11 protein-coding genes are annotated in these 12,910 nt (G+C 62.2%); 1 reads left to right on the top strand and 10 read right to left on the bottom strand.

Annotated elements, in window-relative coordinates; translation table 11 throughout:
- Nucleotide 1: 1 nt before the first annotated feature.
- Nucleotides 2–1,225 carry a type II secretion system F family protein gene (locus VGL70_24510; GenBank protein HEY3306697.1) on the bottom strand — a complete coding sequence of 408 codons (1,224 nt, stop codon included), beginning with the start codon at nt 1,223–1,225 and terminating at the stop codon, nt 2–4.
- Nucleotides 1,226–1,327: 102 nt separating this feature from the next.
- Here VGL70_24510 and VGL70_24505 point away from each other — a divergent pair, with 102 nt between their 5' ends.
- On the top strand, nt 1,328–2,371 hold the full coding sequence (locus tag VGL70_24505) for a thioredoxin domain-containing protein (GenBank protein ID HEY3306696.1): 1,044 nt from the start codon (nt 1,328–1,330) through the stop codon (nt 2,369–2,371).
- A 356-nt stretch (nt 2,372–2,727) separates the two neighbouring features.
- On the opposite strand, the gene gspE is transcribed toward VGL70_24505, so the two are convergent.
- The 9 genes from gspE to VGL70_24460 form a co-directional block, all read right to left on the bottom strand.
- Complete coding sequence (gene gspE, locus VGL70_24500; GenBank protein HEY3306695.1) at nt 2,728–4,410, bottom strand: type II secretion system ATPase GspE; 1,683 nt, start codon at nt 4,408–4,410, stop codon at nt 2,728–2,730.
- A gap of 201 nt (nt 4,411–4,611) precedes the next feature.
- Nucleotides 4,612–4,968 carry a cupin domain-containing protein gene (locus tag VGL70_24495; protein HEY3306694.1) on the bottom strand — a complete coding sequence of 119 codons (357 nt, stop codon included), beginning with the start codon at nt 4,966–4,968 and terminating at the stop codon, nt 4,612–4,614.
- Between the two features lie 20 nt (nt 4,969–4,988).
- Nucleotides 4,989–7,424, bottom strand: coding sequence for an LPS assembly protein LptD (gene lptD, locus VGL70_24490; GenBank protein ID HEY3306693.1), 2,436 nt, complete (start codon nt 7,422–7,424; stop codon nt 4,989–4,991).
- Between the two features lie 110 nt (nt 7,425–7,534).
- Nucleotides 7,535–8,812 carry a folylpolyglutamate synthase/dihydrofolate synthase family protein gene (locus VGL70_24485; protein HEY3306692.1) on the bottom strand — a complete coding sequence of 426 codons (1,278 nt, stop codon included), beginning with the start codon at nt 8,810–8,812 and terminating at the stop codon, nt 7,535–7,537.
- A gap of 58 nt (nt 8,813–8,870) precedes the next feature.
- On the bottom strand, nt 8,871–9,701 hold the full coding sequence (trpA, locus tag VGL70_24480) for a tryptophan synthase subunit alpha (protein HEY3306691.1): 831 nt from the start codon (nt 9,699–9,701) through the stop codon (nt 8,871–8,873).
- Nucleotides 9,702–9,764: 63 nt separating this feature from the next.
- Nucleotides 9,765–10,967, bottom strand: a complete 1,203-nt coding sequence (gene trpB / locus VGL70_24475; protein HEY3306690.1) for a tryptophan synthase subunit beta — start codon at nt 10,965–10,967, stop codon at nt 9,765–9,767.
- Complete coding sequence (locus VGL70_24470) at nt 10,960–11,595, bottom strand: phosphoribosylanthranilate isomerase (GenBank protein ID HEY3306689.1); 636 nt, start codon at nt 11,593–11,595, stop codon at nt 10,960–10,962. The genes trpB and VGL70_24470 overlap by 8 nt, the downstream gene beginning before the upstream one ends.
- 51 nt (nt 11,596–11,646) lie before the next feature.
- Nucleotides 11,647–12,447: an indole-3-glycerol phosphate synthase TrpC gene (trpC, locus tag VGL70_24465; GenBank protein ID HEY3306688.1), complete on the bottom strand. Its 801-nt coding sequence runs from the start codon at nt 12,445–12,447 to the stop codon at nt 11,647–11,649.
- Nucleotides 12,448–12,493: 46 nt separating this feature from the next.
- On the bottom strand, nt 12,494–12,910 hold a 417-nt coding region (locus VGL70_24460; GenBank protein ID HEY3306687.1), incomplete at its 5' end, for a nicotinate phosphoribosyltransferase.

Raw genomic sequence — 12,910 nt, 5'->3', positions numbered from 1 at the left:
CTTAGAAGGGCAAGTCGTTGATGCTGAAAATCGCCGTCAGCATAGAAATGACAACCACTCCCACGACCAAACCCATGCCAAGGATCAGCGCCGGCTCCAGCAAGGAAGTGAGCCGCTTGGTTGTGCGCTTGACCTCTTGGTCGAAGTGGTCCGCCACGCTCACGAGCATTCCTTCGAGGCGGCCGGTCTCCTGGCCCACGGCGATCATGTGCAGCGCCAGAGGCGGAAAGAGCCCGCTTTCCGTCAACGGCGCGACCATCCCCTTGCCTTCCCGCACTCGGATTTGCACCTGGGCTATGGCGCGCGCGATCAGCCGGTTGCCGACGACGCCTTGAACCGTGCCCAACGCTTCCAGCAGCGGCACGCCTCCTTTAAGGAGCGCGCCCAGCGTTCTGGCGAAGCGCGCGACTTCGAGTTGGCGCATGAGATCGCCCACGAGCCAGGCGTTGAGACGCCAGCGGTCCCACTGAAGCTTTCCCTCGGGGCTGCGGACGTAGAACGACCCGCCGGCGGCGCCGACGATGATGAGCAGCACCGCGATCCATCCGTACTGGGCGAGCATGTGGCTGAAGCCGATCAGCATTTTGGCCATGAAGGGAATCGCCTGGTGAATGTCTTTAAATATAAGAGCGAACCTGGGAATGACGTAAACAAAAAGGACGATCAACGACAGTCCCGCCACCGTGGCGAGGATCACCGGATAGGTCAGCGCCGCTTTCAAATCCTCCTTGAGACTGATCGAGCGCTCCAGATACTCGACCAGGTGGCGTAGCACGTTGTCGAGAATTCCGCCCGCCTCACCGGCGCGAATCATGTTGACGTAGAGCTTGGGAAACACGTCGCTGTGCTCGGACATCGCCACCGCCAGCGACTTTCCTGCACGGACCTCTTCCAACAGCCGCCCAACGATCGTTTTGAATTCCTGCCCCTCGACTAAATTCGTCAGAACGGAAAGGCTCCGGTCGAGCGGCAGACCGGCGCCGAGCAGCGTGCTCAGCTCTTGGGTAAAGTGAAGCAGCCCCTTCTCGCTGACTTTGCGGCGGTGGAAAAGCGGAACGCCGTGGGAGGTCGATTTGCCGGCCGCTTCGTTCGGCGCGGAGATGCGCAAGGGAACGAAGCCCATGTCATGGAGGCGCGCGACGACGCCGTGTTCGGCATTGGCGTCCATGACCCCTTCGACAACCTTGCCGGAATAATCCGCGGCGCGGTACTGAAACAGCGCCATAGCCCTAGAGAGTAGGGGAAAGCAGACGATAAATCAACCGCGGCCTCCTGAAATTGACTCCGCCGTATCGTTCTGTTAAGCACTGATCCATTCGAGGCCATTTTGCACCCTAAGCCATTCATCGCAGCGCTCTTTATCGCGGCGCTCTTTCTCCCCCGCGTCGCCGGCGCGGCGCAAGTATCAACCGTCAAGACGAAGGAAACTCCCGCCGCCAAGGTGGGCGAAGAGATCATCAGTCTGGAGGACATCCAGCGGTCGCTTCAGAACGAGCTCATTCAGCTCGAGCGCGAGCGCTACAAGCTGATCGAAGAGAAGCTCGAGAAGCTCGTGGAGCAGAAACTATTAGAGTCCGAAGCCAAGCGGCGCGGCACCTCCATAGACGAGCTGATCAAGCAAGAGGTGAGCGCCAAGGCGCAAAAAGTCTCCGACGCCGAGATCGACGCCTTTATCGCTCAGAACCGAAGCCGGTTCTCCCAACCCGACGATCCTCAGCTCCGGCTCAAAGTCTGGGAACATCTCAACGGCCAAAAAGTGAGCCAGGAGCGCGAAGCCTACATTCGTTCGCTTCGGGTTAAAACGGGAGTGACGGTCTATCTCGAGGAGCCGGCCGTCACCCGCGTGCAGGTGGACGCCGGCAAAGGCTTCGCGCGGGGGGCGAAAGACGCCGCGGTCACGATCGTCGAGTTTTCCGACTTCCAATGCCCGTACTGCCAGGCCGCCACGGACACGATGCATCAGTTGATGTCGCAGTACGCCGGCAAAGTAAAATGGGTCTTCCGCGATTTTCCGATTCCCCACCTCCATCCGCTGGCGCCCAAGGCGCACGAGGCGGCGCGCTGCGCGGCGGAGCAAGGAAAGTTTTGGGAATATCATGATCTCCTCTTCGAGCGCTCGCCGAGACTCTCCCCGGCGGAGCTCAAGCAGTACGCGCGCGAGTTGAAGCTAGGCGGCGAAGATTTCGATAAATGCTTGGACAGCGGCAAAAATCAGACCACCGTCGCGAGCGACGTGGAGGAAGGAAGCCGTCTCGGCGCGACGGGAACGCCGACCTTCTTCATCAACGGCCGCATGCTCGTCGGCGCCCAGCCGATCGCCGACTTTCAGAAGATCATCGACCGCGAGCTGGCAAAAAAACCGACTCGCTGATTCACCCGCCCTCGCAGGGAGCGCGAGGGGCGATAAACGGAGTTAACGATATCCACCCAGCGGCGAAGCAAGAAGCGAGCAGAACCATCGTAACGCCCGCCACCGGCGGGCTATGGCGCGAGTTCCGAGTCGACGTAGGCGTACTCCCTCAGTACGTCGATCGAGGAAATTGAACGCGATTACCGTAACCGCCCGCCCGGGGGTTCTCGAAGGGCCGATGCGTGGGACGAGGCGGATCAAGCGTACTTCAGGATTTCTCGTAGCATTCTCGTGCCGCGTTGCACAGACGTATCGCATCGGCCAGGAGAGAGAACTGCGGAGGGGCGGATGGCATATGAGGCTTTGTGAGCAGCCTGCTAGGCTTCTTCGCGAGTGACACGAAGAACTTCGGCCAGCGTGGTGACGCCGTCGCGTACTTTCTGCCAGCCGTCTTCCCTGAGCAAGCGCATGCCTTGAGAAATCGCCATGGCGCGAATCCGGTTGGCGTCCGAGCGCTGGACGACGAGCTTACAAATCTCCGGCGTCGCCGGAAGCAGCTCGAAGATGCCGACCCGCCCGAGGTAGCCCGTGCCGGAGCACGCGTCGCACCCGATCGGCTCCCAGACGGTCGTGGCGCTGAACTCTTCGACCTTGGAGCTTTGAAACGGCACCTGCGTGCGGCAATCCACGCAGAGCCGGCGCACCAGTCTCTGGGCGAGGACGCCCAGTAGCGCGGACGCGAGCAGATAATCCTCCACGCCCATTTCCAGCAGACGCGAGACCGCGCCGGCTGCGTCGTTGGTGTGCAGCGTGGAAAAGACCAAATGGCCCGTGAGGGCGGCCTGAATCGCGATCCCCGCCGTCTCGGCATCGCGGATCTCTCCTACCATGATGATGTCGGGGTCCTGGCGCACGATCGAGCGCAGCCCGTTGGCGAAGGTGAGACCAATCTGCGGCTTCACGTGGATCTGGTTGACGCCGTTCAATTGATACTCGACCGGATCTTCGATCGTGATGATCTTCTTCGCCGGGTCGTTGATCTTCTGGAGAGCGCAGTAGAGCGTCGTGCTCTTGCCGCTACCGGTCGGGCCGGTGACGAGAACCATCCCGTGCGGCTTGGTGATCATTTCGCTGAAATGTTTGTAGATGTCCGGCGGAAACCCCAGCGACTCGTCGAGACTGGTAAAAATCTGCGAGCGCTCCAAGAGACGGATCACGACGCTCTCGCCGTAGAGCGTTGGAATCGTCGAGATGCGAAGGTCCACGTCCTTCCCCGCGATCTTCACCTTGATCCGGCCGTCCTGCGGCAGACGCCTCTCGGCGATGTTCAACTGGGCGAGAATCTTGAGGCGCGAGATGATGGCGGCCTTCAACTGGCGCGGCGGTGGATCGATTTCGTGGAGAATGCCGTCGATCCGGTAGCGCACCTTGAGGTGGTTCTCGAAAGGCTCGATGTGAATATCCGAGGCGCGGCTTTCGAGCGCCCGGCTGAGGAGCGCGTTTACCAGCCGGATGACCGGCGCCTCCGAGGCCATGTCCCTCAGGTGCTCGACCTCTTCCTGATCCGCGGCACCTTCGAATTCCCGGGCGGCTGACCCGCCCGACAGCGAATCGGTTGAATAACCGTTCCCGAACACGGCTTCGATCCGCGCCGTGATGTCTTTCTCCTTGGCTAGAACGGGCTTTACTTTGAATCCCGTCGCAACTTCCAGGGCATGGAGCCGGGCGAAATCCGTCGGATCGGTCATCGCCACCAGGAGATCGCGGCCTTCGATTTTCAACGGCACCATGCGGGAGGATTTGAAAAAGTCCGCGCCGTCGGAAACGGGCTCCAGCGGCAGCGGCGCGACCGGAAAATCCTTTAGAGAAACCACCGGAATGGAAAAATGGTCGCTCAGGACCGGCAAGAGATCGTCTTCCGAGACAAAGCCCAGCTCGACGACCAGCCGGGCGAAATGCGCGCGCTGCTCCTGCTGCAGCTTGACGATCCGCTCCATCTCATCGGCGGATATCATGCCGCGCTCTACCAGCCGCTGCTCGAAAGTGAGATATCCTTCCATCGCTTGCCTACAAAGAATTTATAGGCCGTATGATAACAGATTCTCGAACGCGTAGGAAAGGGCTTCGGTACTGCACCCAATTACATCTACTCTCAGGACGGTCAGAAAGACGTCGCGAGGCGCGCGAAGGTCCGCGCACGGAGGCGTACTCTTTAGTACGTTGACGCGAAGCGGACCGAGCACAACGCAACCTATGAGTCTTTATGGCCGTCCTGCCCTGCCGTAGCGGTCTTCGAGTCGGACGACGTCGTCCAGCTCGGGTGTGGAGCTTTCCAACACGTCGCAATCTTCGACCGCGATCATGCGGTGGCGCGTTCCCGGGCTGATGCGATAACAGTCGCCGGGCTTCATGCGGTACGTTTGCCTGCCTTTCTCGTCTCCGATCTCCAGCTCGAGCGCGCCGCTCAGCAAATAAATCGTTTCGTCCTTGACCTTATGGTACTGGTAGCTGAGAGATTCCCCTTTATTCACGTGAAGAATCTTGCCGACATACTTCTCGGTATGGGCCCAGATCAACTCGTAACCCCAGGGTTTATCGACGCGAGCCGGGTGAGAGATCGCCACAAACATTCTCCAGATTATCGGAAGGCTTCCTTGGCCTGGGAACCCAAGCCGAGAAGCTCAAAACTAAATTTGAAATTGGTCTCGTTGGGATTGGTCGTCCGGTTGAGGGAAAATGTCAAAGTCCAGCATTCGCAACGGGAGAGGATTTTCAAGGCGCCGCGGTTCGTCGTGAACCCGGCTCGGATGGCGTTGTAATTGGCATCGTAGAGAAACAGCAAATGATCGGTCAAATGCAACAGGCCGCGCAGTCCGATCAATCCCATAACGTCCTTTTCGATTCCGCAACGGGGATCGAACGTTTTATCGAGAGACGGGGGCAGCCCCGGGGGAGGACAAGAATGCCGCGACTTGCGATCGATAAGAACTAGGTTAGCATTTTCATTCAGAGGCGAGTCGACGGTTTTTCCGATAAAGCGGTAGCTCAGATCCAGCGAGTTGGGCCGCATGAAGTCGCGATCGAGCACCCGCCTTGTGATCGGCCGCGGATCGAAGATGGAAAATAGGGCCGTCGCCTGGTTGACCTTTCCCGTATAGGGACTCACGCCGGTTCCGACCCCGAGCGCCAGGTAATCCTTGGGCCGCAGCCGCATTTCGGTGTTCACGTCGGAAATCCGGTCGCGGAACGTTTTCTCATCGGCTACGTCATAATTGACGGTGAACTTCAAGGTGCCAAGCTCCGTGGTGTCGCTCGCCGCCAGCGACGAAACCGCCTCGACATCGTCACCCTCGAGCGGAACGGCGATCTGCGAGAACCTCCCCCAAAACCGGTTTGTCAGCGAGAAAGTCATCAGGTTCCGGCGGTTGACGCGGTCGATGCCATCCATGATCGGAGTTTCGCTTTGGTTGCTGCGCGAGACAAAGAGATAACTGACCTCGGGCTCGACGACGTGCTTGATCCTCTTCAAGCCCTCGCCACCCCACTCAAAAACCCGGCCGAACGACGTCCCCAGCTTGCCGTTAAGCTCCACCAATTCACGCGAGCTGTTGTGGTCGTACCTCCGCGTCACCCTTCTGCAGCCGCCTGCAGTGCAAACAGCCAACAGCGGCTTCTCCGTCGGATCATAGAGATGATAAGCGGTCTCGCGCGGCGCGACGCCGAACGCGCCGTGCAAATAGTTGGCAAAACTGAACGGCAGCACAAGCTCCGGCCTGAGATCGACGCGCAGGCCGTCGGCGCCTTCTTGACTGAGATAATTCACCCCGGCCGCCCGCCAGCGCAGCTCGAGCGGCGTGTTCCACAAAACCTGTCGGCCGGTAAAGGAGACGTGCGGGGTGCGATGCAGCGTCCGCTTGTCCGCCTGAATAAAATCCTGATAGTAGTCCCACTCGCCCTGGAGAGTCGTGTCACCCCAGTGCCGCAGGAAGCCCGCCCGCGACAGGCTGTAGCGGCTGGTCTTGATGTCTCGCTCCCGATCGAAGGTGGAAGTTAAAGTACGGGCCAGCTCTCGAACATAAAAGTCGTCGCTGACGAGCGCGACGTCGCTGTAGGTCGTCCATCCCGCTGCGGCGGTCTGACGGTGATTGGCGATAACGCTCCAGCGGTTTTGCGGAATGATGTCGCAGTCTGCGCCGCCGGGCGTCGGATGGCAGCCGGCGATCGTTTCATTTTTAATGGCAGCGTCCGGGTTATCGCGAAAGCTTTCGTTGAAATAGGTGAGGTTGATCTGCGCCTGCGCGTTGCGGCTGAACATCTGCCGATATTCGGTCAGGAACCCGATGCGCGCCCTCGTCTCGGTTTCGAAGGACAGCGTCGCATCGCTACTTTTGGTAATCGCCCAGTAAAACGGCTGCATGTAGCGAAACCCGTTCTTGGTCGAAGTGCCGAACTCGGGAAAAAGAAATCCGGTCTGTCTCTCGGTTTTCACCGGGAAAATCGCGTACGGAAGATAAAATACCGGCACGTCCATGATATAAAACACGCCGCGCCGGATTCGCCCCGAACCTTCCCGCGTCACGTCGATTTCAGCGGCCGATATCTTCCACGTGGGAGGGCCGTCCTCGCAGAGACAGGTGGTGAAGATCCCTTCGTCGATGTGATAGGATTGCCCGGCATATTTCTCCAACCGGCGCCCGCTCAAGCTTACGTGTCCTTGTTCGAGAAACAGATCACCATTCTCGATCGAGCCGATCTCTTCGTTCAAATTGAAGCGCACCCGGTCGGCAAATTTGAGCTTCCATTCGGGATCATCGATGGAAACGTTGCCGGTGGCCTCCATGTCATTGGTCAGGCGATTGGCCCAAACTCGGTCGGCCCTGAGGGTCATTTCCTGCCGCTTGATCTCGACGTTGCCCTTACCTTCGATCTCAGTGCCTTTCTCGCTCATCGAGAGAGAATCGGCGGTGAAACGGATCTGCTCCTCGGGCTTGGACGCCTCGGCGCCGAACAGAGGCGCGCCGCGCGACAAACCGGCGGCCAGAATCAAACCGAGGACGGCATATGTCTTTTGCACATGCATTTGTAAAAATAATGGCAGGAAAATCTGACCGTCTCGTTATATACAGGAGACGACAACTAGGCAAGCGTTTTTTCTTTCCGCGACAGGAGTCACGCGGGCCGGTCTCACCGCGAGGAAGCCGCGCCGTGCATTAATACCGGCCTAACTTCACCCAAAAGATAGAGCGAGCCGGTGACCAGAACCACATCTTCCGGACCGGCCTTTTCCAGCAGGACGCGCAAAGCCTGCCGCGGATCTTCAACGACGGCGGCGGGAATATGTTTGACCGCTTCGGCCATTTTCCCGGGATCGGCGCTCCGCTCCATGGCGACCCGCGTCAAGACGATCTCGTCCGCGACGGCGGACAGCTCCTTCAACATGAGCGGCCAATCCTTGTCCGCCATCGAGGCGAAGAGAATCTTGACCTTCTTCGCCCCGAGGAGAGAACGTATCTCGCCGACGAGCGTCCTCACCCCCTCGCCGTTGTGCGCCCCGTCGAGGATGACCGTCGGCCGGTCGAGAACGACTTCGAGTCGGCCGGGCCAAAAGACCGTCTTCAATCCTTGGCGCACGGCCGGCTCGCCGAGCGAAAAATCTCTCTGCGCGAGCTCCAGCGCGCAAAGCGCCAGCGCCGCGTTGTTCATCTGATGGCGGCCACGGAGCGCGACGGAAAGATCCTTCATGCTCCAATGCAACCCGGAATAGTCGAACCGGCCCTTGTCTTTCACCGCTACGGAAAAATCCCGTCCCAGGTAATAGCCGGCCGAGCCTTTGGATCTCGCGATGTCTTGGAACAGCTTGGTTATTTCAGGCGCGAAAAATCCGCCGACGAGAGGAACGCCTTGCTTGATGATGCCGCCCTTCTCCCCGGCGATGGAGAGAAGATCGGAGCCCAGATAGGCTTCATGATCCTTGGAGATTGTCGTGATGATCGAGACGCATGGGACAACGAGGTTGGTCGCGTCCAAGCGTCCGCCCAGCCCCACCTCCACCACGGCGACGTCGATTTTATTCCGCGCGAAATAAATAAACGCCATCACCGTGACAAACTCGAAGAAGGTGAGGCTAACGTTTGTCTCGGCGGTGCGCCGCTTGATCTCATCGGCCAGTTCGACCACTTCATCCTCTGAGATCTCCTCGTCGCCGACGCGGATGCGCTCGGTAAAAGAGACCACGTGAGGCGAAGTATAAAGCGCGGCGCGATATCCCGAGGCGGTGAGAATACGATGGATCATCGCCGCGGTGGAGCCCTTGCCGTTCGTGCCGGCGACGTGAAAAGAAGGATAGCGCCGCTCGGGATGATCGAAGAGGGCGAGCGCCCGCTCCACGCGGTTGAGCCGGAGATCGATCTCGCCGCCGCGGAGGTTGAAGATGGTGTCGAGAGTTTTTCTGTATGATGACATGTCAGAAGTGCTGAGCTCTGAGGACTGAGTGCTGAGTGTAAGAAATAATTTCCGAAACTCAGTCCTCAGTCCTCGTCACTCGGCCCTTCTTAGCGCGCATGGCGCGCTTCAATCGGGCGACGAAGGCCTTCGCGTCTTGGACTTTCTTGCCGTTCCGTCCCGCGCGCTCGATAACGTCGATGAGCGCGCTCCCTACGACAGCGGCGTCGGCGAACGAAGCGATCCGCGCCGCCTGCTCCGGCGTCGAGATGCCGAAGCCGACGCCGATCGGAAGCGAAGTATAGCGGCGAATGCGCGCGACTTGCGCTTGTAGCTCGTTTTCCAGCGCACGGCGCGCTCCGGTCACGCCCGTTACCGAGACGTAATAAATAAATCCGCGGCCTAGGCGCGCGACCAATTGGATGCGTCCCGCATCGCTGGTGGGCGCAAGGAGAAAAATCGTGTGCAGCCCCGCCTTTTCCGCCTGTTCCCTCAGCTCGTCGCTCTCTTCCGGCGGCAGATCCACGCACAGCACCCCATCGACTCCCGCCGCGCTCGCGTCGCGCACGAACCGCTCGAGACCGTAGTGGAAAATAGGGTTGTAGTAGCCAAAGAGAACCACGGGGATTTCCGAGTCGCGGCGAAACTCACGGATCAGCTTGAGCACGTGAGTGAGCGATGTCCTGCCGCGCAGAGCGCGCTCGGAGGCGCGTTGAATCGTAGCGCCGTCGGCCATCGGATCGGAAAATGGCACGCCGACCTCGATGGCGTCGGCGCCGGCCTCCTCCAGCGCGCGCAGGATCCTGAGCGTGGTTTTGATTTCCGGATCGCCGGCGGTGACGAACGGAATCAAGGCCGCCTCGCCGCGCTTTTTAAGCGCCGCAAATTTTTCGTCGATGCGATTAGTCATAACGCAATGTTGAATTATGAATTTTGAGTTTTGAATTGAAATTCAACATTCATCATTCAAAATTCATAATTTCATTCCGAGATATTCTCCCACCGTCCCCATGTCCTTGTCGCCCCGGCCGGAGAGATTAACCACGAGGATCTGATTTTTTTTGAGACGCGGCGCGAGCCGCATGACTTCGGCGATCGCATGCGCGCTTTCGAGCGCGGGAATGATCCCTTCCACCTCGGCCAGCAGCTTGAGGGCCGCGATCGCCTCCCGGTCGGTCGCAGAGGCAAAGCGGATTCTCCCCTGATCGCGGAGGTAGCTCAGCTCGGGTCCGACGCCGGGGTAGTCGAGGCCGGCGGCGATCGAATGCGTGTGACGCACCTGCCCGTTTCTGTCCTGGAGCAGATAGCTCTTGCTGCCGTGGAGCACGCCGACCTCGCCGCCGAGTATAGTCGCGGCGTGGCGTCCGGTGTCGAGGCCGGAGCCCGCGGCCTCCACGCCGACCATTTTGACGCGGGAATCGCGAATGAACGGATAGAAAAGGCCCATCGAATTGCTACCGCCGCCGACGCAGGCGACGAGATAATCCGGCAGGCGGCCCTCGGCGGCAAGAATCTGCCGTCGCGCCTCTTTGCCGATCACCGATTGAAAATCGCGCACCATCATCGGATACGGATGCGGCCCGGCAACGGAGCCGATGAGATAATACGTCGTGAGAACGTTCGTCACCCAGTCCCTGAGCGCCTCGTTCATGGCGTCTTTCAACGTGTTGCTGCCGGATTCCACCACTTTCACGCTCGCGCCGAGAAGCTTCATGCGGAGGACGTTGAGCGATTGGCGCGCGACGTCTTCTTTGCCCATGTAGACCTCGCATTCCATGCCGAAGCGCGCCGACACCGTCGCCGTCGCCACGCCGTGCTGGCCGGCGCCGGTCTCGGCGATGATCCGCGGCTTCCCCATGCGGACGGCGAGGAGTCCCTGGGCCAGCGTGTTGTTGATCTTGTGAGCCCCGGTGTGGCAGAGGTCCTCCCGCTTGAGGTAGATCCGGGCGCCTCCGGCGTGCGCGGAGAGCCGCGCGGCGAAGGTGAGCGGCGTGGGGCGCCCCACATAGCGACGGTGGAGCTCCTGGAGCCGGGTCCGGAAGGCGGGGTCCCGCGTCGCCTCCCGATAGGCCGCCTCCAGCTCGAGGAGCGGGGTCATCAGCGTCTCGGGAGCGTAGCGACCTCCGAAGGGGCCGAAGTGGCCTGCGCGGTCGGGCAGCCGGGGCCGCTTACCCATCGGAGGCTTCCAGGGCCGCGGCGCGCGCCGCCCGAACAAAGCGGCGGACCTTCTCGGGGTCCTTCCGGCCGGGGGCGGCCTCGACGCCCGAGTTGACGTCGACGCCGAAGGGACGGGCCAGGCGGATGGCCTCGCCCACCGTGTCCGCGGTGAGCCCCGCCGAGAGGATGATCCGCCCGCGCTGCCCGGCCTCGCGCGCGAGCGTCCACGAGATCGGGCGCCGGGCCTCGCCCTCGCTCCACCGGGCCGGGCTGTCGAGAAGAAAGGCGGCGGGCTTGTAGCGCGCCAGGAGCGCGAGGTCGGCGGGGCCGGCCACCTTCACGGTCTTGAGGACGGGGAGGCGGAACGCCGCCACCATTTCGGGCGGCTCCGTCCCGTGAAGCTGAAGGGCCTGGAGCCCGCACTCCTCGGCGACCGCCCGCACCTGGGCCGGCGGATGGTCCCAGAAGACACCGACCGGACACGCGAACGGCGGAAGCGCGGCGATGATCGCAGCCGCTCGAGCCGGTGTCACGTAGCGGGGCGTTCCCTCGACGAAGATGAAGCCGAGGGCGTCGGCGCCCGCCTCCGCCGCGAGAAGCGCGTCATCGACGTTGGTGATCCCGCAGACCTTGACCCGGACCGTCATGGCTCTACCCTCGGGTCACTCGAGCGGACGGCCGTTTCCGTACCGGCCCGGTCACGCGGGTCCTCCCGTGAGCTCACGCACCTTGGCGGCCGGGTCGCCGCTCCGCGACAGCGCCTCGCCCACCAGGATCGCGTGGGCCCCGGCGGCGGCGACCCGGGCGACGTCGGCCGGCGTCGCGATCCCGCTCTCCGAGACGAGCCGCACGCCAGCCGGCGCCCGCGGCGCCAGCCGCTCCGTCGTCGCGAGGTCGGTCCGGAAGGTCTCGAGGTCGCGGTTGTTGATGCCGATCAGGCCCGCGCCCAGCTCCGCCGCCACGTCGAGCTCGGCCTCGTCGTGCACCTCGACGAGGATGGAGAGCCCGAGCCCCTTGGCCGTCTGGTAGAGATCGACGAGCCGGGCCGGCTCGAGGATCGCCACGATGAGGAGGACCGCGTCGGCGCCGTGGGCGCGGGCTTCCCAGAGCTGGTAGTCGTCCACGACGAAGTCCTTCTCGAGGAGCGGGCAGTCCACGAGGGCGCGGACGGCGTCGAGGTCGGCGAGGCTGCCCTGGAAGTGCGGATCGGTCAGGACCGACAGCGCGGCCGCGCCGGCGGCGACGTAGGCGGGGGCGAGCGGGACCGGGTCGAAGTCGCGGGCCAGCAGCCCCGCGACAGGCGAGGCGCGCTTGAGCTCGGCCAGCAGCCGGACCCGGCCGGGCGGGCGCGGCGTCAGCGCGGCCGCCACGTCGCGCGCGGGCGCGAGGCTCGCGGCGCGGGCTTCGAGGACGGGGCGCGGTGCCCCGGCCTGGCGGGCGGCGACGGCCACGCGCTTGGCGGCGACGATCTTGGCGAGGATCCCGGCTGGAGACGCCATGGACGATTAGCCTAACACCGGCCTCGACGGCGGAGAATCGCCCTGGTCAGTAGTCGGCCCGGGAACCGCCCCGCCCCGGGGCGTCGAGCGTGACGTGACGGAGCTCCTCGAGCACATGCTCGCGGAGTGTGCGGGGCGGAGGGAGGTCCCGGACGAGGCGTCCCTCGCGGATCAGGGGTTTGAGGAGGGCCTCGTACTCGCCGCCGCAGGGGCAGTGCGTGCGCGGCTGGTGGGCGGGGACGACGATCGCTTCCCGGCAGGCCCGGCAGCGGTAGACGAGCTTCGAGCCGGATCGCTTCCCACGCTTGGCCATCGGCTGACCGTCGATCTCCATGATGTCGAGCGCGAAGTTGAGCACAGGGGCGCTGGCGATCGCCGTGCCGATCCCGTAGGCGTCGACCAGCGGGTTGAGCCGCGGGATCTGGTACTCGTCGATCCCGCCCGAGGCGATCAGCTTCACGTG

It is taken from the genome of Candidatus Binatia bacterium (assembly GCA_036504975.1).
GTDB lineage: Bacteria > Desulfobacterota > Binatia > UBA9968 > UBA9968 > JAJPJQ01.
This window is presented reverse-complemented; position numbering and strand designations above follow the sequence as displayed.